The sequence below is a fragment of the Streptomyces sp. NPDC008079 genome, assembly GCF_042957385.1.
In the GTDB taxonomy this organism is placed as follows: Bacteria; Actinomycetota; Actinomycetes; order Streptomycetales; family Streptomycetaceae; genus Actinacidiphila.
In genome coordinates this window covers 24,107-42,111 of the sequence record NZ_JBIBIC010000023.1, presented here as the reverse complement: position 1 = coordinate 42,111, position 18,005 = coordinate 24,107, and the positions used below count along the sequence as shown (strand labels likewise).

The window sequence follows — 18,005 nt, the reverse complement described above, 5'->3', positions numbered from 1 at the left end:
ACCACGTAACCGGCGCGCAAGGTCCCGGGTGAACCCCTGTTCACCTGGGGCCTCTAGCATTTCGCACATGCTGGACTACGACGTGGAGGCGGCGCGTTACGACGCCACGCGCGGCGGTGTGCCGCGGGCCCGGTCAGCGGCCCGCGCGATCCTCGCCCTGGTGCCCGAACGCGCGGGCACACTGCTGGACATCGGCTGCGGTACGGGTCTGGTCACCGGGCTGCTCGACCGGCCGGGACTGCGGGTGTTCGGCGTCGACTCCTCCGAGGGCATGGCCCAGGTGGCCGCCGAGCGCCTCGGCACGTCGGTGGTGCTGGGCAACTGCCATCGGCTGCCCTTCGCCGACGCGTCCTTGGACGCGGTGAGCGCGGTGTGGCTGCTGCACCTGCTGCCGGACGCGCCCGCGGTGGTCGCCGAGTGCGCCCGCGTACTGCGGCCCGGCGGGGTGTTCGTGACGACGGTCGACAAGGACTCGGGCCACGACATGAACAGCGACGTGGACGAACTGCTGGCGCCGTACCGGGTGCGGAAGGCGTACGACGCGGCCCCGCGGATCCTGGCCGTCGCCTCAGAGCACGGGCTGCGCAGGGCGGGCGAGGCGCGCTTCACCGGCCACGGGCAGGGCCGCTCCCCCGAGCGGACCGCCGGGGATCTGGAGCGCGGGTACTACGCGTCGGCGCTGGCGCTGGACGACGAGCAGGCCGGCGCGCTGGTGCGGCGGCTGGCGCTGCTTCCCGGCCAGCAGGTGCCGCGCCCCGACCCGGTGTACCGGCTGCTGGCGCTGCGCAAGGAGAGCTGAGGGGCGACGCCGGACCGGCCGGGGAGGGCCGGGCCGGCGCCGGGCGGCCGTGCCGGTCACTCCTTGGCGAGGTCGGCCAGGCTCGCGAGGGTCCACGCCTCCGCCGCCTCGTGCGTGACGCCGAGGCCGGCGAGCGCTCTGGCGGCGGGTTCCTGGTCGTCGCTGAGGACGCCGAGCAGGATGTGTTCGGTGCCGATGTAGTTGTGGCCGAGCCGCAGGGCCTCGCGCAGCGCCAGGTGGAGGGTCTTCTTGGCGGCGGGGCTGACCGGGAGGTTGCCCTTGAGAGGCTCTTCCTCGGTGCCGGGGGTGGAAACGGCGGCGCGGACGGCTTCCGCGCTGACGCCGAGGGCGCCGAAGCACAGGGCGGCGAGGCCGTGGGGCTCGTCCAGCAGGCCGAGGACCAGGTGCTCGGGTGCCACGGCGCTGTGCCTGGCGCCGCGGGCCTCCTCCTGTCCGGCGGCGACGGTCTTGCGGGCGCGCGCGGTGAAGCGGTTGAAGCCCGCCTCCACGCTCAGATACTCCAGGTCCTCGGGGACCTTGGGCACGAACCGCTTCTGCGCGGCCTGCTTGCTCACCCCCATGTGCTGGCCGATGTCGGTCCAGGAGGCGCCCGCCCTGCGGGCCTGGTCCACGAAGTGGCCGATGAGGTGGTCGGCGATTTCGCCGACGTGGGTGGCGACGGCCACCGCGTGCTGGAGGTCTTCGAGCGGTTCGCTGCCGGGGTGCTGTTCCTTGACGTAGTCGATGAGGTCGTCGAGTCGTACCGGGTGTTGGGTCATGCGTCAACGTTAGGTTGACGATTCCTCGATCGTCAACCTTTAGTTGACGATCGGCTCTTTCTTGACCGATCGTTCTCATTGACCCTAGGGTCATCGGCATGGCGAGGAGCAAGGAATTCGACCCGGACACGGCGCTCCAGGCGGCACTTGAGCTGTTCTGGCGGCGCGGTTACGAGGCCACGTCGATGGCCGACGTCGTCGAGGCGCTGGGCATCGCGCGGGCGAGCGTCTACGCCACCTTCGGCAGCAAGCACGAGCTGTATCTGCTGGCGCTGCGCCGCTACGGCGAGCTGTGCGACCCGCGGCTGCTGGAGGAGTTGTCACAGCCGGGGCCCGCGCTGCCGGGGGTACGGGCGGTGGTGACCCGCTTCGCCGAGGAGTCCGCGCGCGACGAACTGCGGCGCGGCTGCTTCATGACCAACACCGCGGTGGAACTGGCCCCGCACGACCGGGCCGCGGCCCGCCGGGTGGAGGCGAGCTGGGACCTGCTGGAGGCCGGGCTGACCTCGGCGCTGCTGCGGGCCCGCGCCCAGGGCGAGCTGCCCGCCGGGCGGGACCCGCGGGCGCTGGCCCGCATGCTCCTGGTGCTGCTCCAGGGGATCCGCGTGGTCGGCAAGGCCGGCGGCGACCCGGAACGCCCGCGCGACGCCGCGGCGCAGGCGCTGGCCCTGCTCGACTGACCGGACGGGTCCGAGCCCCCTTTTCGCGACCGATCGTTCTCATTCCCGTAGGCACCCAAGGCATCTGGAGAGCCGTCATGTCCGACACCTTCACCGGCAGGGCCGTCCTCGTCACCGGCGGCGGCAGCGGTATCGGGCGGGCCGTCGCGCTCGCCTTCGCCCGTGCGGGCGCCCGCGTCGCCGTCGCCGGGCGGAGTGAGCGGACCCTTGAGGAGACGGTCGCCCTCATCGCGGCCGAGGGCGTCGGCGAGGCCGCCGCCGTACCCGCCGACATCACCGTCGCGCCGGACGTCGAGCGCCTGGTCGACGCCGTGACGGCCCGCTTCGGCGGCCTCGACGTGGCCGTGAACAACGTCGGCGTCATCACCCCTCCCGCCCCGGTCGCCGACATATCCGAGGCCGACTGGCGGCACAGCCTCGACACCAACCTGACCGGGCTGTGGCTCTCCATGAAGTACGAGATCGGCTACATGCGGGCGCACGGCGGCGGCGCCGTCGTCAACGTCGCCTCCAACATCGGCGCCCACCGCCGCGTTCCCGGCCTCGGCGCGTACACCGCGGCCAAGGCCGCCGTCAGCGCCCTCACCCGCGCCGCCGCCCTCGACCACATCGGCGACGGCGTCCGGATCAACGCCGTCAGCCCCGGCGCCGTCGACACCCCCATGTCCTCGCGCCCCGGCGAGACCCCCGCCGCCAAGGCCGCCCGCCTGCGCGCCCAGATCCCCCTCGGCCGCGCGTCCAGCGTCGCCGAGATCGCCGCCGCCGTCCTCCACCTCGCCTCCCCCGCGGCCACCTCCACCGTGGGCACCGACCTGGTGATCGACGGCGGCGCCACGGCCTGACCGGCGGCGGCGTCAGGTCGGTTCACGCCGTCGTCGCGCGGGTCGGTTCCTCGCGAACCGGTTCCTGGTGGATGGGTTCCTGGTGGATGGGTTCCTGGTGGGTGGGTTCCTGGTGGGTGGGTTCCTCGCGGGATCGCTCCTCGCCGGGCCGCTTCTCCTGGGATGAGGCGGGGCGCGGCGGGGTGAGCCATGTGCGCAGCAGGGAGTGCAGGGCCTCGGCTCCGACGAGGGGGGCGGGCGGCACGGGGAGTTCGACGGGGGTCAGGAGGAAGGGGTGGCTCTGCGGGCCGCCCAGGCCCCCGTGCGAACCGGCCTGTTCCTCGAAGGCGTGCACGGCTCCGGAGCGCGGATCGCAGGCGGAGTTGACCATGAGGTCGGCGATGTGGGGGAAGCCGTCCGCCCGCAGCACGGCGTCCGCGGCGCCCTCGCCGAAGGGCGCGAGCGGGTCGTCGCCCTTGATCCGCCCGGTGGCCAGCTCGCGCTGCGAGCCGTCGGGGCCCAGCACGAGCGGACCGCGCTCGGCGCTGTGCACGAGCACGAAGCCGATACCGGGGTGCCCGGTGAGCGCGTCGAGGAGCGCGGGCGAGCGGCGGTCGATCTCCTCCAGCGTGGCCCGCCCCTCGATCTCGGGGAAGGCGACGAGCCCGAGGTTGCCCGAGGCCAGCACGACCGGCTGCGACGCGGGCCCCGCGCACTCGGCCTCCTCCTGCGCCCGCCGCTCCTGCTCGGGGCGGCGCAGCGCGGTGCGGGCCGCCGCCCGCGCCTCGGCGCCGCGCGCCGCCCGCCGCCTGGCCTGCCGTTCGGTCCCGGCCAGCCCGCAACCGGCCCGCACCAGTTCGCGGAAGGTCACCCCGTACGCGCTCTCGAAGGTCTCGCCCTCGCTCTGCCCGTGGTCGGACAGCAGGACGATGCGGTACGGCCGGGGCGCGTACCGCGAGGCGTCGGCGATCAGCGCCACCGAGCGGTCGAGCCGGCCCAGCACCTTGCGCGCGTCCTTGCTGCGCGGGCCCGAGTGGTGGGCGACCTCGTCGTACGCCACGAGGTCCGCGTAGACGGCGGTCCTTCCGGCCAGCATGTCGCCGATGACGGCGGCCACGGCCACGTCCCGTTCCACGACGGTGGCGAAGGCGCGCAGCAGCGGGTAGAGGCCGCCGCGCTTGATCCGGGGCCGGTCCCGGCGCAGCCGCGACGCCGTCGACTCCCCGATCTCGCGGCACACCTCGGCGCTGAACGACCAGGCGGTGCGCACCGCGTTCGCCGGGTCGGAGAAGTAGGCGAAGTAGCCGGATCTGGAGCGGCTGAACTTGTCGCGGCGGGCCGCCACCGACATCACCAGCGCGGACTGTTCCGCGCCGCCGGTGAACAGATTGCCGCGGCTGGCGCCGTCCTCGGCGAGCAGTCCGCGAAAGCCGGTACGGGCCACCGCGCGGCGCTCCAGTTCCGCGGCGCTGGAGGGCCGGTTGCAGACCATCAGCTGGCCGGTCTCCTTCTCGAACCAGCGGAAGGCGGGCACGTCGTGGTTCGTGCCGTGCAGGATGGCGAGCTGGCTCGCGCCGGTCTGGCTGCTCCAGTCGGTGCGCCACGGGGTGAGCCGGTGGGTGGTGCCGAGCCAGCCGGCCAGGGTCGGCATCGCGGGCGGCGCGGAGGTGAGGGCGTCGCGCAGCACGTCGTGGCCGACGCCGTCGAGTTGCAGGAAGACCGTGCCGGGCGTGGTCGGCAGCGGCGGGTCGCTCGCACGGGTTCTGCGGCCCGCGAGCCGGGCGAGCCTGCGGCCGTACGCGGCGTCGTCCCGTACCGCGAGGGCGGTGCTGGTGGCGGAGGACGTCGCGGACATCACGGCGGCGATCACCACGGCGGTGGCCGGGGCGACCTGGCCGCGGCCGTCGGGGGTGAAGCGCAGGGCGACGAGCAGCAGCGAGCCGTTGAGGAAGAAGACCAGGGCGCCGAGCACGAGCGCGGGCACGAGCAGCAGGGCGCGGACCAGCAGCGGCCACACGAGAGCGCTCAGTACGCCGAAGGCGCCCGCGCCGATCGCCGAGGTCACCGCGATCTGGGTGGGGCTGTCGCCGTTGGGAGCCTCGAGGCGGAAGTCGGGGAGCACCCAGGCGAGTACGGCCAGGGTCGCGCTGGAGACCATCCACACAGCGAGCACCCGGCCGACGGCCCTCACCACGCTCCGGCCGACGGCCCGTTCCCGTCTCTTCGCAGGCTGCGGCACACCTCCACAGTGCCATACCGCCCGCCGCGTCCCGGCGCCCCGTCGGGCGCGCGCCGGGCCCGGCCCTCGGCAGGGCATACGCTCGGGCCTGCGAGGGTGTGCGCGGGCACGGTACGAGTCCCCTGACCGGGGAGGTGCGACGCGTGTGTGCGATACGGGCGCCCTGGACGGATGCCGGGAAAGGACGGGCGCGGTGGCGGTGGAGATCACGTGGTGGGGCCATGCCACGGTGACCGTGCGGGACTCCGGGGTACGGGTGCTCACCGACCCGCTGTTCACCCGGCGGCTCGCCCATCTGCGCAGGCGGCGCGGCGCCGTACCGCCCGCGTCGGCGACCGCGGCCGACGCCGTACTCATCTCTCATCTGCACGCCGACCACCTGCACCTGGACTCGGTGCGGCGGCTGGCGGCGGGCACCACCGTGGTCCTGCCGCGCGGCGCGGTCGCCGCGGTGCCGGGGCTGCGGCGGCTGCGTGACCGGCTGCGGCTGGTGGAGGTCGGCGCGGGCGACTCGCTCCTGGTACGCGGCGCGGACGGCGGGGAGCTGACGGTCAGGGCGGTGCCCGCCGCGCACGACGGACGGCGGCTGCCGTACGGGCCTGAGCGCTCCCCCGCGCTCGGCTATGTCGTGGAGGGGGCCGCGCGCACGTACTTCGCCGGGGACACCGGGCTGTTCGACGGGCTGGCCGACGCGGTCGGCCCCTGCGACGTGGCGCTGCTGCCGGTCGGCGGCTGGGGCCCCTTCCTCGGGCACGGGCATCTGGACGCGGCGCGGGCCGCGCGGGTGCTGGCCGATCTGGCGCCCCGAGCCGCGGTGCCGGTGCACTACGGCACATTCTGGCCGATCGGCATGGACGCGGTACGGCCGCACGAATTCCACACGCCCGGCGAGGAGTTCGTGCGGATCGCCGCACGGCTGGCCCCGCGGGTGTCGGTGCACCGGCTCGACCACGGGCAGTCGGTGCTGGTCGAGGACGCCGGGCGGGAGAGCCGCGGGTGATCGGTTTCCTGGCGTCGGCCGCCGCCAATTCCCCCGCGTCCGAGACCACGCAGCAGGCCATAGGTTATCCGTCGCTGTTTTTGCTGGTGTCGCTAGGCTCGCTGGTGCCGGTGGTGCCGACCGGCGCGGTGGTCTCCAGCGCGGCCGTCGTCGCCTTCCACCAGTCGGAACCCCCGCTCGCGCTGCTCGGGGTGTTCCTCGTGTCGTCCTTCGCCGCCTTCCTCGGCGACGTGGCACTGTACTGGCTCGGCCTGCGCGGGGTGCGGTCCCGCAACGGCTCGCGCTGGCTGCACCGGCTCCAGGACCGGGTGGACAACACGACGCTGGAGAAGGCACAGAACCGGCTGGACGCGCACGGCGCGGCCGTCCTGGTGCTGTCCCGGCTGATCCCGGCGGGCCGTATCCCGGTGATGGTGGCGTGCCTGCTGGGCGAGATGTCGCTGCGGCGGTTCGTCCGCGGCGACATCCCGGCCTGTCTGGTGTGGGCGGCGGCGTATCAACTGGTCGGCATCCTGGGCGGGTCGCTGTTCCCCGAGCCGTGGCAGGGGGTGGCGCTCGCGGTGGGGCTGACGTTCGCCTTCGCGGCGGGGCCCATGGTCGTGCGGCGGCTGCGCCGCAAGTAGGCCGCGCGCCGCAAGCGGGGGCGGCCGTCCCGCGATCAGGCCGCCGGGCGTGCCCTCACGGCGTGCCGTGCCTCGGCGTGCCGTGCCCTCACGGCGTGCCGGACAGCACCCGCGAGCCGCCGATCGGCAGGTCCCACAGGTCGTCGCGGGGGCGGCCGGTCGCGGCCCACGCGGCGTGCAGCCGGGTGAGCGGTTCCAGCGGCGGCTCGGCGGAGAGCAGGAACGTCGCCCAATGCATGGGCGCCATCGCGGTCGCGCCCACGTCGAGGCAGGCGCGTACGGCCTCTTCCGGGTCGGTGTGCACGGTGCTGAGCATCCAGCGCGGCGAGTAGGCGCCGATCGGCAGCAGCGCGAGGTCGATGCCGGGGTGGGCGCGGCCGATCTCGCGGAACCAGTGGCCGTAGCCGGTGTCCCCGGCGAAGTAGACGCGCCGCCCCGAGCCGTCGGTCAGCACCCAGCCGCCCCACAGCGAGCGGCAGGTGTCGGTGAGCGTGCGCTTGCTCCAGTGGTGCGCGGGGACGAAGTCGAAGCGGACACCGCCCAGTTCCGCCGCCTCCCACCAGTCGAGCTCGGTGACCCGCGTGAAGCCTCGGCGGCGGCACCAGGCGGCCAGGCCCGCGGGCACGAACAGCGCGGTGTCGCGCGGCAGCCGCTTCAGCGTCGGCGCGTCGAGGTGGTCGTAGTGGTTGTGGCTGATGACGACGGCGTCCACGGGGGGCAGCGTCTCCCAGGGCACGCCCACCGGGGTGACCCTGGCCGGGGTGCCGGGGATCCGGCGGGACCACACGGGGTCGGTGAGCACGGTCAGCCCGCCGATGCCGATCACCCAGCTCGCGTGTCCCACCCAGGTGAGGCTGACCGTGCCCGCCGTCGTCGCGGGCAGCGGTCCCTGCTCGACCGGCAGCGACGGCACCTGCGCGAGCGCGGCGGCCGGCGGGCGCATGCTGCGTTCCCGTACCGAGCGCAGGACGTCGCGCAGCCCCGGCAGCGGGTCCGTCAGCCGGTCGGCGAACGACTTGGGCCAGGTCCTCAACTCGCCCAGCGGACGCGGACCGGCGAGGGTGCTCTCGCTCTCGGCGAGGGTGCGCTCGCTCTGATCGGTCATCGGGACTCCCATCCGTCACGGTCTCGGCGCCGTCGGCGACACTCGCCGGGCAACAGCGGGCCGGGGCGGCGGCCCCGGCGGTTCGAGCCAGGGCGGCGGCCCCGGCGGTTCCGACCGGGCCGGGAAGCCCGACGGGACCGGCAGGACCCGTGGCCGCGGCACAGGGTGTGGGGAGGGCGGGCGAGGCACGTGTGGCCCGCCCGGCCGTCCCGAACACCGCTCGCACCCACCGGATCCCCGATCATCGTTCATCGACCTACCCAAAAAATAGGTCAGGTCCCACGCCCCCGCGATCCGGTGTCCGCCGATTCGCCGATGTCGGCGGATTCACCGATGCGCGCGGATTCGCCGACCGCCCCGCCCGCGGGGCCCGACCCGCCCTCCGGGTACCCGGTGGCGTGGCCGCTGACGGCGACGGCCAACGCGGCCAGCGCGGCGACGACATGCGGGACGGCGAGCGGGTCGGGCGCGGCCAGCGCGACACGGCGCTCGTCCTCGGTGGCGCCGTGCAGGTGACCCGTGCTGATCCGCACGCGCGGCTCGTCCGGGTCGTCGCCGAAGCGGTGGCCGCCGAGTACGGGGTAGCCGAGGGCCGCGGTCAGCCGCTCCTCCAGCGCGGCGGCGTCCAGGCCGGGCGCGGGCAGCGTCGGATAGAGCTGGAAACCGGCGCGCGGCGGACGGCAGGTCGCCCCCGCGCCGGTGATCGCGCGGAAGGCGGCAGCGGCGGTACGCGCGTGCAGCCGGTTGGCCGCGGCGGTGCGGTCGGTGACCTCCGCGGGCTCGGTGAGGACGTATCCGGTGGCGGCGGCGACCGGCGCGGGCAGCACGGCGCGCAGCGCGGCGAGTACGTCGAGGGCCCGCTCCCGCCAGGCCGCGCCGTGGGCGGTGGCGGGGAAGCGGGCGAGCGCGGCGGGCACCGCGGCCGGGACCAGCGTGGCGCCCAGGTCGGCCAGGACGACGGTGTGGTCGGGCAGCATCTCGGCCGGGCTGAGCAGCACCGTGTCGCGGTGGTGGAGCGTGTCGGAGTACGTCTCGTCGGAGACGATCAGCAGCCCCGCCTCCGCCGCGGCCTCGCACGTCTCGTGCAGCAGCTCGGGCGCGGTGACGGTGCCGGTCGGGTCGTCGGCGGCAGACAGCACCAGCAGCCGCGGGTCGGCGCCCGCGGCGCGCGCCCGCCGTACGGTCTCCAGCAGCGCGAAGGGGTCGGGCACGCCGCCCTCGGGCGGGGTGGGCGCGGTGTGCACCCGGCGGCCGAGCAGCCGGGCCACCGGGGCCTGCCACGCGGGGGCCGGGCGGGCCAGCACCGGGTCTCCGTCGACGGCGGCGAGCAGCGCGAACAGCAGCGGCTCCGCGCCGGGCGCGGCGAGCACGTGGTCCGCGCGGCAGGGCAGGCCGCGCCGGGCCCAGTAGCCGCAGGCGGCGTCGAGCAGCCGCGGGCCGCCGCCAGGGACCTCGGCGCCGGGCCGGGCGGCGGCGGTCCGTTCCCGCCAGTACGCGGGCAGCGGCAGTCCCGAGTCGGGTCGCAGGTCGTACCGCGGGCCGAGCCGCATCCGGTTACCTCCGCTGCGTAGGTGGGCACCCCTGGGGCCCACTTTCTCCCGCGGCGGCGCGGTCCGCATCCGACGCAACGGCGCGGTCCGCATCCGACGGAACGGCCGGTGGGGCGGCCGACGGCCGAGTGCGCGGGTGAGGAGGCGGCGGCGCGCCCCGCGTTCAGCGCAGCAGCAGTGCGGGCAGGTCGCGCATGTCGTCGAAGACCGTCGTGCCGGGTCCTTCGAGCCAGCCCGCGGGGGTGAGTCCGCCGCAGTAGCCGTACGCGCGCATGCCCGCCGCGCGGGCGGCGGCCACCCCGTACCGGCTGTCCTCGACGACCACGCAGCGCGCGGGCTCGACGCCGAGGCTGCGGGCCGCGTGCAGGAAGAGGTCGGGGGCGGGCTTGCCGTGCTCGACCTCGCTCGCGCTGAAGATCCGGCCCTCGAAACGCTCGTAGAGCCCGGTGAGGCCAAGCGTGTGGCGCAGTCCCTCGTGGCTGGTGCTCGACGCGACGCAGCTCGGCAGGGTGAGCGCGTCCAGGGCCTGCGTGATGCCGTCGACCTCGGTCAGGTCGGCGTCGAACGCCTCCTGGTAGAGGTGCCGGTAGGGGGCGTCCCAGTCCTCGGGCAGGGAGCGGCCCAGGTGTTTCTCGATGGCGGTGGTCATGTCGCGGTAGGAGCGGCCCACGAACCGTTCCACGATCTCGGCCTCGCTCAGCGGCCAGCCGACCGCGGCGAGCACGAACGCGTCCACCTTCACCGCGATCTTCTCGCTGTCGACCAGCACACCGTCGCAGTCGAAGATCACGAGTTCCGGCTCTGGCCAAGGGGTGTGCGGGTGAGCTTCGTTCACCCGGTGAGACTACAGCGGCGGCGCCGGTGGACGGCGGACACGGGGGCGGCGGCGCGGGTGCGGTACCGGGGGGTACGCGGGCGGGTACGCGAGTGCGGTACCGGCGGATACGCGGGCGGGTACGCGAGTGCGGTACCGGCGGATACGCGGGCGGGTACGCGAGTGCGGTACCGGCGGATACGCGGGCGGCCGTCCGTGACGGAACGGCAACGGCCTTGATCAGGCGGTGTGCCGCGGCCAGGCGTGGGTAACCGGCCCGCATGACGTATCCCTGGAAGAACTGGGACAAGGCGCTGTTCGCCGAGGTGGCGGAGCGCCACTGGCCGGGCGCGGAGCCGGTCCTGCCCCGGCTGAGCAGTGCCGCGAACCACGGCCGGCTGTGGTTCGCCGTCGCCGCGGGCGTCGCGGCCACCGGCGGCAGGACCGGACGCCGGGCGGCGGCGCGCGGACTGGGCTCGCTGGCGCTGGCGTCACTGACGGTCAACACCGCGGGCAAGGGCGCGGTTCGGCGGTCGCGGCCGATACTCGACACCGTCCCGGTCATACGGCGGCTGCACCGCCAGCCGATCACCTCGTCGTTCCCCTCGGGCCACGCGGCCTCGGCCGCCGCCTTCGCCGCGGGCATGGCGATCGAGTCGCCGCGCTGGGGCCTGGTGATCGCGCCGCTCGCCGCGAGCGTGGCCTTCTCACGGATCTACACCGGAGTGCACTATCCGAGTGACGTGGTGGCTGGCGCGGCCCTGGGCCTTGGCGCCGCCGCCGTCGTACGCGCCCTGGTGCCGCCCGCTCCGGGAAAGCCGGAGCCGGGCGCCGACGCGCAGGTGCCGTCGCTGCCCGAGGGCCGCGGGCTGCACGTGGTGGTGAACTCCGCGTCGGGGCCGCCGCCGCTGCTGTCGGCGCCCGTCGACCGGATCGCCGCCGCGCTGCCCGAGGCGTCGGTCGGTGAGTGCACCGAGGACGACGACCTGCTGGAGATGCTGGAGAAGGCGGCGCGCACGGCCGTGGAGCAGGGCGGCGCGCTCGGGGTGTGCGGCGGTGACGGCACGGTGTGCCTGGCCACGGCCGTCGCCCTGCGCCACCGGCTGCCGCTGGCGGTCTTCCCCGGCGGCACCCGTAACCACTTCGCGCTCGACCTCGGCCTGGAGACCGTCGAGGACACCGCGAAGGCGGTCGCGGCGGGCCGGGCGGCCAATGTGGACGTGGCCCGGCACACCAGCCTGGACTCGCCGTACAGCGAGTCGGCGCCCTTCCTCAACACCTTCAGCATCGGGTCGTACCCGGAGCTGGTACGGGTACGGGAGCGCTGGTCGCGGCGGGTGGGGAGCTGGCCCGCCAGTGTGCTGGCCGCCGTGCACGTCCTGCGGACCTGCGAGCCGGTGGACATCGAGGTGAACGGACGGCCGCGCTCGGTGTGGCTGATCTTCGCGGGGAACTGCCGCTACTCCAGCGTCGGGCTCGCCCCGGTGCGCCGCCGCGACCTCAACGACGGCGTGCTGGACGTGCGCATCGTGGACGGCGGGCCCTTCGCCCGTACCCGGCTGCTGGGCGCGGCCCTCACCGGGGTGCTGACCCGGTCGCCGGTGTACACGTCGGCGACCGTACGGCGGCTGCGGCTGCGGCTGCCCGGCGAGGGCGTCCACCTCGCCTACGACGGTGAGGTGGCACCCGCGCCCGGTGAGCTGCTGCTCGACAAGGTGCCCGGCGGGCTGGTGGTGTACCGGGGCTGACCGGGTCCGGGGGGCATGCCGGGGCCTGCTCGGAGCCGCCTCAGGCGGCTCGGGCGGGGTTGACGACGCGGGCGGCGGTCAGTTCTGGCCGCCGACCAGCCCGGCCAGGGCGCGGACGCCTTCGCCCGAGATGCTCAGCGAGTCGGGGCTGCCGGTGTCGATGGACAGGATCAGTTCGTCGGAGGGCCAGGCGCCGCTGAGCACGGCGAGCTGGACCAGCCGGTAGCGACTGGTCGTCGGCAGAGCTTCGGCCATCCGGGTCTCGGAGGTGAAGACGGGCACGAGCTGGCGGCCGTCCTCCTGTTCGTACACCGGGAGCTGGATCTGCCGGGGAGGCTCGCCGCCGTTGGGGTCCTCGTCCACGCCCGGCACCGGCAGCAGGACTTCGCTGACCGCGAGCGTGCTGAGGGCGACGACGTTCTCGCTGCCGTGGGCGATCTCGCGCAGCGCGCGCTGCGCCGGGGGCAGGCCGCTGTCCGGGTCGAGGCCGTCGGGGGTGATGTCGGTCATCGCTTCTGGTTCCTCTCGCCGCTTCTGGCGTCAACGGTGCTCGGATCCCCCGCACGTACCCGGCTGAGCCGAGAGCATGCGGTCCACGAGGTGAAATCGCGTTGCCAGGACCCGCTGGCCGCTGGTTACGGTGCGTCCATGGTTGCCAGAACCCCCGCTCACACGGTGCTCGAAGGCCGTTTCGTCCGCCTCGAACCGCTCGCTCCCGGCCATGTGCCCGATCTGTTCGCCGCGGGCGGCGGTGACGAGGAGGTGTGGCGCTGGCTGCCGGTGGAGCCGCCGCGCACCGAGGACGAGCTGCGCGATCTCGCGGTACGGGTCGCCGCCGACGCGGAGGCCGCGGGCGGTCTCGCCTTCGCCGTCGTGGAGCGGGCGGGCGGCCGGGCCGTCGGCTGGACGACGTACCACGACGTGAGCGCCAGGGACGAGCGGCTGGAGATCGGCTGGACCTGGTACGGCCGCGCCCATTGGCGGACCCCGGTCAACACCGAGGCCAAGCTGCTGCTGATGGGCCATGCCTTCGAGGAGCTGGGCATGGGGCGGATCTGCTGGAAGACGGATCATCTCAACATCAGGTCGCAGCGGGCCATCGCGCGGCTCGGCGCGGTCCGCGAGGGGGTCTGGCGCCGCCACCGGCTGCGCTCGGACGGTGTGACGTGGCGCGACAGCGTCTTCTTCTCGATGCTGGCCGAGGAGTGGCCGGAGGCGAAGCGGCGGTTGCGGGCGCGGCTGGAGGGCGGCGCGGAGGCGGGGGCCGGACGGGTCGGGGCGGGCTGACGGTCCGGGGTGGGCCGACCGTGGGCCGACGCTGTTCGGGGAAGGGCGTCGGCCCACGGTCGGCGGCTGGCGGTCACGCGGGGGCCGGTCACGCGGGGGCCGGTCACGCGGGGGCCGGTCACGCGGGGGCCGGTCACGCGGGGGCCGGTCACGCGGGGGCCGGTCTCGCGGGGGCCGGTCTCACTCGTACTCCGTGCCGCCTTTGCGGGTCAGGTAGGCGTCGCTGACGACCTTGGCGATGGCCCGGCCGCCGAGCACGTCGCTGTAGCGGTCGTCGGCCGTGCGCACCACGACGCCCTCGCGCAGGTGCAGGCCGCGGCCGGAGACCGTCTCCGTGCCCTGGGCCAGCGCCAGCACCGCCTCCTGCTCGAAGGGGCCCTCGAACAGCTTGGGCACCAGCGGCACTTCGCCCTCCAGCAGCGCGAAGGCGTCCAGCCAGCGCACCCGCCCGCCGATGTCCGCGCACACGTCGAACGCCGCGTAACCGGGCGCGCCCTGCGCGCGGGCGTCGGCGCCGTAGCCGAGATCCTGCACACCGCTGCCGTACACCTCGCCGTAGACGCCGATCCGGTCGGCGCCCAGCCGCTCGGCGAGCCGGGCCGCGACGGCGGGCAGGCCGTGGCCGAGGACGGCGCGCCAGTAGAGATTGCGGTCGGTCTCGGTGAGGGCGAGGCGCTGTCCGCCGAGGCCCTTGGACGTGACGTGCACGGCGCCGCCGTCCGCGTAGTAGGTGAGGCAGCAGGCCGTGCCGTGCAGCTTCTCGGTGACGGTGACCGGGTCGCCCGGCGCGAAGATGTCCGGGTAGCGCTTGAGGTTCTCGATGTCGATCCAGGGCAGCAGGTCGGGCGCCGACTCCACGTCGCCGCTCATCGACACCGGCACCGGAGGCACCCATTTGACGATGCCGAGCCGTTCGGCGAAGTCCGCTCCCCCGGCGGCGGCCCGCTCCAGATCCGTACCGTCGAGCGCGGCCGGGCGGCAGACGATGCCCTGCGACAGCTCGCCGCGCAGCCGGACCGCCCTGACGCGGTTCGCGGCGCTTCCGGCCAGCCTGCCGGTCAGGCCCAGCTCCGTGATCAACGGCTCGGGCAGCACGGCCTGTTCGGGGATGTAGACGGCGAAGTCGCCGCTGCGGTAGGCGCCTTTGGCGACCACGGCGCGGTAGAGGCCGACCTGCGCCAGTTCGAGCGCGTCGGCGTTGGGGTGGTCGAGGATGGTGAGCCGCTCCGCGGTCACGCGCAATGTGGACATGACGGTCCCCCCGTATGTGGTGGTCGGATGGTGGTGGTCGGGTGTTCTCCCCGACGATCACTGTGGCGGGGGGCGCGGGCGCCCGGCCACCGGTTTTCGGCGCGGTGCGGCGGGGGGACCGGGGCGGGCGTGTGCGAGTCTCTTGGTGTGCGATACATCATCATCGGAGCGGGAGCGGTCGGCGGCACGATCGGCGGGCGGCTGTTCGACGGCGGTCACGAGGTCGTCCTGGTGGCACGCGGCGGCCATCTCGACGCGCTGCGCGAGCGGGGCCTGCGGCTCGAACTGCCGGACCGCACGATGACGTTGCCCGTGCCCGTCGCGGACGGGCCGGAGGCGCTGCGGGCGCGGCCCGACGACGTGCTGGTGCTGGGCGTCAAGACGCAGGACACGGCGTCGGTGCTGACGCGGTGGGACGGGTACGGGGTCGGCTCGGACGGTGCCGGTCCCGCCGTGGTGTGCGCGCAGAACGGGGTCGAGAACGAGCGGCTGGCGCTGCGCCACTTCCCGAACGTGCACGGGATGTGCGTCTGGCTGCCGGCCTCCCACCTGGAGCCGGGTGTCGTGCAGGCGCCGGGTGCGCCGCTGTCCGGGATTCTGACCTTGGGCCGCTATCCGTCGGGCGCGGACGACACGACGCGGCGGATCGCCGCCGACCTTGAGGGCTCGGGCTTCGCGGCGCCGGTCTCGCAGGACGTGATGGCGTGGAAGTACGGCAAATTGCTGTCGAATCTGGGCAACTCCCTGGAGGCGGTGTCCGGTCCGATCGGTGAGGGGCCGCTGTTCGAGGTGTATCAGCGGGCCCGCGCGGAAGGAGTCGCGGTGCTGGACGCGGCCGGTGTCGCGCACGTCAGCCAGGAGGAGCAGGCCCGCGTGCGCGGCGACCGGGTGGAGCTGCTGCCCGTCAACGGCGGTGAGCGCGGCGGCGGTTCGTCCTGGCAGAGCCTCACCCGGGGCACCGGCTCCATCGAGGCCGACTACCTCAACGGCGAGATCGTGCTGCTGGGCCGCCGCTTCGGCGTGCCGACGCCCGTCAACGAGGCGCTGCGCCGTACCGCCAACTCCTTTGCCCGCGACGGCCGCCGCCCCGGTGACCTGACGGCGGACGAGACGGCGGCACTGGTCGCCGCGAGCCGGGCGTAGGCGGCACGGCGGCCAACGGACGTCGGCCGCAGTCGCTGTGCGGCCGGGACCGCCCGCTCCCTACGGCACCGTCTCCGGCCGCATCCGGAAGTCGTACGCGGCGGGCAGCGGGTGTTCCGCCCGCGCGCGGGTCCTGATGTCGTCGGTGACGGGGCCGTCGCCCGCGACAAGGCGCTCGGCTATGGCGTACCAGGTGTCGGTCAGCGCCTCGGCGCCCTCGTACAGGTCCTCCACGACGAAGCCCTCGTCGAACAGCGCGCGGGCCTCGGCGACTTGGCCGCGGGCGAGCGCGGTCTGCGCGCGCAGCAGCCGTAGCCGCCCGCAGTCGGGGTCGTGCCGGTCCCCCTCCGGGGCCTGGTCCGGATCGGCGAGGACGCGTTCGGCGTCGGCGGCGCGGCCCGCGGCGAGCAGGACGGGCACGGCCTCGACGATCAGGGCGCGCCGGACGTCCGGGCGGTCCGGGAGCGCGGTGAACGTCTCGCGCAGGCTGTCGTACGCGGCCAGGTAGCGGTCGGCGGCGCGGTCGGTCTGGCCCGCGTCGGCCTCGGCGACGGCCAGGGCGCGCAGGCCCCACGGCGAGGGGTGGGCGGCGACCGACCGTTCCCAACTGCGCACGGCCTGCGCGCGGTCGCCCGCGGCCCACTGGGCGATGCCGAGGTAGTAGTCGCGGAACCACTCGTTGCCGGGATAGGTGTCGGCGGACTCCAGCAGTTCGCGCCACTCCGGGGAGACGAGCGCGGGTCCCGGCGGCGCGTCGGCGGCGGGTCTCGGGAAGATCCCGGCGAGCAGCAGTTCCAGCCAGGGCTTCTGCGGGTCGCCGAGCGTGGTGGCGGGGAACGGGGTGCCGGGCAGGTGGAAGTGGCCGCGCTCGCTTTCGAGGGCGCCCCAGCCGGAGCCGGTGGCGAGCACGTCCTTGGGGTCGCTGTCGGCGTGCGCCAGCCACGCGGTGTAGGCGGCGTCGACGGTGGCGCGCGGGAGTGCGGCCTCGAGTCGTCCCCCGGCCTCGGCGCGCGCGGCGGACCAGTCGTCGCCGTGCACGAGCGCGGGGTCGGCGGCGAGCGGTCCGTACGCCTCCAGCCAGGAGAATTCCGAATCCGCGGCCATGGGGATGTGTTCGAGCTGTGTCCTGGCGAGACCGGCCTGGATCTCCAGGTAGCCGCCGGTGCCGGGCTCGGTCAGCCACTCCTGCCAGCGCCGCCCGCCGCGGCCGTGGCCCCACAGGAAGAGCTTGCGTCCGCGCAGCAGGTCGGTGGAGGTCTGGACGAGGCCGTGTCCTTCGCCGTCCAGGGCGGTGATCCAGCGGCGGTCGGTGTCGGCCACGTCGAAGAAGTAGTCGGCGGCGTGCTCGGAGCGGGTGGTGTAGGTGATGTCGGTGGCGCCGTCGGGCGCGGGGACCGGCACATGGCTGAGGGTGCGGCTGTAGCCGAAGTGCCAGGCGGCGTCAGCGGGGGCGAGCACCCGGGTGCGGTCGGTCTCGGGAACGGCGATGTTGGACCACCAGTAGGCGGGCACGGTGCGCTCGTGCGGATTGCGGACCCGGATGCCGACGTAGAGGAAGTCGGAGTCGGCGGGCAGCCACATGTCGATCTGGAAGGGCAGGTCGCGCAGCCGCTCCCACTCCCACAGGCGCAGCATCTCGCCGCCGTCCGGGGCGGGGACGCGGGCGGCGTGCAGCGCGGCGCAGGTGTGGGCGGCGTGGCCGGTGGCGCCGAGATTCCACTCCACGCCGCCGGAGAACCAGGCACCGGCCAGCGCGAACGCGGCGGGCTGGAACACCGGGTTGCGGTAGAGCAGTTCACGTCCGGTCGCCTTGTGGACCAGCGAGTACAGCCTGCCGCCGAGGCCGGGCAGCACGGTGGCGCGGATGCGGTCGTTCTCGATGACGAGTGCGTCGAGGTCGGCCGGGGCGCGGTCCCGGCCGTAGCCGTCGAGGACGCGGACCGGCAGCACCGAGCGCAGCGGCGCGTAGCCGAGCTGCCTGGCCATGTCGGCGGGCAGTCCCTCGCGGTCCTTGAGGTCCAGCCGGTGCAGCTCGTCGAGCGGGCGCAATGCGGGCAGCGGGTTCTCCGGGCCGAGGGCCGCGGCCGGAATGCTCACAGCGGTACGCCGCACGGTCGTAGGCAAGGCCACCTCTTCTGGCACACGTGGCCGCCTTCGGTCGCGGCG

The 18,005-nt window shown here is 74.7% G+C and carries 16 protein-coding genes; 8 read left to right on the top strand and 8 right to left on the bottom strand.

All coding sequences use genetic code 11. The features are described from left to right. Nucleotides 1-67: 67 nt before the first annotated feature. A complete protein-coding gene (locus ACFZAM_RS33010) occupies nt 68-799 on the top strand; it encodes a class I SAM-dependent methyltransferase (protein WP_355339340.1) in 732 nt (243 codons plus the stop codon). A 56-nt stretch (nt 800-855) separates the two neighbouring features. Here the strand turns inward: ACFZAM_RS33010 and ACFZAM_RS33005 are convergent, their stop codons facing one another. Beyond that, nucleotides 856-1,578: a Clp protease N-terminal domain-containing protein gene (locus tag ACFZAM_RS33005; RefSeq protein WP_355339337.1), complete on the bottom strand. Its 723-nt coding sequence runs from the start codon at nt 1,576-1,578 to the stop codon at nt 856-858. A 98-nt stretch (nt 1,579-1,676) separates the two neighbouring features. Between ACFZAM_RS33005 and ACFZAM_RS33000 the strand changes: the two genes are divergently transcribed. Together ACFZAM_RS33000 and ACFZAM_RS32995 are read left to right on the top strand one after the other, a co-directional pair. Beyond that, entirely contained in the window at nt 1,677-2,258 is a 582-nt protein-coding gene (locus ACFZAM_RS33000; RefSeq protein WP_355339334.1) for a TetR family transcriptional regulator, read from the top strand. A 77-nt stretch (nt 2,259-2,335) separates the two neighbouring features. Then, nucleotides 2,336-3,100: an SDR family oxidoreductase gene (locus tag ACFZAM_RS32995; RefSeq protein ID WP_355339331.1), complete on the top strand. Its 765-nt coding sequence runs from the start codon at nt 2,336-2,338 to the stop codon at nt 3,098-3,100. A gap of 22 nt (nt 3,101-3,122) precedes the next feature. Here the strand turns inward: ACFZAM_RS32995 and ACFZAM_RS32990 are convergent, their stop codons facing one another. After that, complete coding sequence (locus ACFZAM_RS32990) at nt 3,123-5,237, bottom strand: alkaline phosphatase family protein (protein ID WP_391051487.1); 2,115 nt, start codon at nt 5,235-5,237, stop codon at nt 3,123-3,125. Between the two features lie 274 nt (nt 5,238-5,511). On the opposite strand from ACFZAM_RS32990, the gene ACFZAM_RS32985 reads away from it, so the two are divergent. After that, entirely contained in the window at nt 5,512-6,318 is an 807-nt protein-coding gene (locus tag ACFZAM_RS32985; protein ID WP_355339328.1) for an MBL fold metallo-hydrolase, read from the top strand. Further along, entirely contained in the window at nt 6,315-6,941 is a 627-nt protein-coding gene (locus tag ACFZAM_RS32980) for a VTT domain-containing protein (RefSeq protein ID WP_391051343.1), read from the top strand. The genes ACFZAM_RS32985 and ACFZAM_RS32980 overlap by 4 nt, the downstream gene beginning before the upstream one ends. An 88-nt stretch (nt 6,942-7,029) precedes the next feature. Here ACFZAM_RS32980 and ACFZAM_RS32975 read toward each other — a convergent pair whose 3' ends face one another. From ACFZAM_RS32975 to ACFZAM_RS32965, 3 genes are all read right to left on the bottom strand, one after another. Then, nucleotides 7,030-8,046: an MBL fold metallo-hydrolase gene (locus tag ACFZAM_RS32975; RefSeq protein WP_355339322.1), complete on the bottom strand. Its 1,017-nt coding sequence runs from the start codon at nt 8,044-8,046 to the stop codon at nt 7,030-7,032. 272 nt (nt 8,047-8,318) lie between these two features. Next, nucleotides 8,319-9,596 (bottom strand): aminotransferase class I/II-fold pyridoxal phosphate-dependent enzyme, encoded by a 1,278-nt coding sequence (locus ACFZAM_RS32970; RefSeq protein ID WP_391051341.1) that lies wholly within the window; start codon nt 9,594-9,596, stop codon nt 8,319-8,321. A 163-nt stretch (nt 9,597-9,759) separates the two neighbouring features. Next, on the bottom strand, nt 9,760-10,386 hold the full coding sequence (locus ACFZAM_RS32965) for an HAD-IA family hydrolase (protein WP_391051485.1): 627 nt from the start codon (nt 10,384-10,386) through the stop codon (nt 9,760-9,762). 305 nt (nt 10,387-10,691) lie between these two features. On the opposite strand from ACFZAM_RS32965, the gene ACFZAM_RS32960 reads away from it, so the two are divergent. Next, nucleotides 10,692-12,158, top strand: coding sequence for a phosphatase PAP2 family protein (locus tag ACFZAM_RS32960; protein WP_355339316.1), 1,467 nt, complete (start codon nt 10,692-10,694; stop codon nt 12,156-12,158). A gap of 78 nt (nt 12,159-12,236) precedes the next feature. On the opposite strand, the gene ACFZAM_RS32955 is transcribed toward ACFZAM_RS32960, so the two are convergent. Next, a complete protein-coding gene (locus ACFZAM_RS32955; RefSeq protein WP_355339313.1) occupies nt 12,237-12,668 on the bottom strand; it encodes an SseB family protein in 432 nt (143 codons plus the stop codon). 138 nt (nt 12,669-12,806) lie between these two features. Between ACFZAM_RS32955 and ACFZAM_RS32950 the strand changes: the two genes are divergently transcribed. Further along, complete coding sequence (locus tag ACFZAM_RS32950) at nt 12,807-13,445, top strand: GNAT family N-acetyltransferase (RefSeq protein WP_391051339.1); 639 nt, start codon at nt 12,807-12,809, stop codon at nt 13,443-13,445. Between the two features lie 180 nt (nt 13,446-13,625). On the opposite strand, the gene ACFZAM_RS32945 is transcribed toward ACFZAM_RS32950, so the two are convergent. Continuing rightward, the gene (locus ACFZAM_RS32945) at nt 13,626-14,696 is read right to left on the bottom strand and encodes an RNA ligase (ATP) (protein ID WP_391051337.1); all 1,071 of its coding nucleotides are present in this window, start codon (nt 14,694-14,696) and stop codon (nt 13,626-13,628) included. 147 nt (nt 14,697-14,843) lie between these two features. Between ACFZAM_RS32945 and ACFZAM_RS32940 the strand changes: the two genes are divergently transcribed. Then, complete coding sequence (locus tag ACFZAM_RS32940) at nt 14,844-15,839, top strand: 2-dehydropantoate 2-reductase N-terminal domain-containing protein (protein WP_391051335.1); 996 nt, start codon at nt 14,844-14,846, stop codon at nt 15,837-15,839. 60 nt (nt 15,840-15,899) lie between these two features. Here ACFZAM_RS32940 and ACFZAM_RS32935 read toward each other — a convergent pair whose 3' ends face one another. Then, nucleotides 15,900-17,951 carry a DUF5107 domain-containing protein gene (locus tag ACFZAM_RS32935; protein ID WP_391051333.1) on the bottom strand — a complete coding sequence of 684 codons (2,052 nt, stop codon included), beginning with the start codon at nt 17,949-17,951 and terminating at the stop codon, nt 15,900-15,902. Nucleotides 17,952-18,005 lie beyond the last annotated feature (54 nt).

Coding starts and splice junctions, on each gene's coding strand:
- ACFZAM_RS32995 (WP_355339331.1), top strand. CDS start 2,336: ATGTCCGACACCTTCACCGGCAGGGCCGTCCTCGTCACCGGCGGCGGC.
- ACFZAM_RS33000 (WP_355339334.1), top strand. CDS start 1,677: ATGGCGAGGAGCAAGGAATTCGACCCGGACACGGCGCTCCAGGCGGCA.
- ACFZAM_RS32990 (WP_391051487.1), bottom strand. CDS start 5,237: ATGGTCTCCAGCGCGACCCTGGCCGTACTCGCCTGGGTGCTCCCCGAC.
- ACFZAM_RS32950 (WP_391051339.1), top strand. CDS start 12,807: ATGGTTGCCAGAACCCCCGCTCACACGGTGCTCGAAGGCCGTTTCGTC.
- ACFZAM_RS32960 (WP_355339316.1), top strand. CDS start 10,692: ATGACGTATCCCTGGAAGAACTGGGACAAGGCGCTGTTCGCCGAGGTG.
- ACFZAM_RS33010 (WP_355339340.1), top strand. CDS start 68: ATGCTGGACTACGACGTGGAGGCGGCGCGTTACGACGCCACGCGCGGC.
- ACFZAM_RS33005 (WP_355339337.1), bottom strand. CDS start 1,578: ATGACCCAACACCCGGTACGACTCGACGACCTCATCGACTACGTCAAG.
- ACFZAM_RS32945 (WP_391051337.1), bottom strand. CDS start 14,696: ATGTCCACATTGCGCGTGACCGCGGAGCGGCTCACCATCCTCGACCAC.
- ACFZAM_RS32970 (WP_391051341.1), bottom strand. CDS start 9,596: ATGCGGCTCGGCCCGCGGTACGACCTGCGACCCGACTCGGGACTGCCG.
- ACFZAM_RS32975 (WP_355339322.1), bottom strand. CDS start 8,046: ATGACCGATCAGAGCGAGCGCACCCTCGCCGAGAGCGAGAGCACCCTC.
- ACFZAM_RS32955 (WP_355339313.1), bottom strand. CDS start 12,668: ATGACCGACATCACCCCCGACGGCCTCGACCCGGACAGCGGCCTGCCC.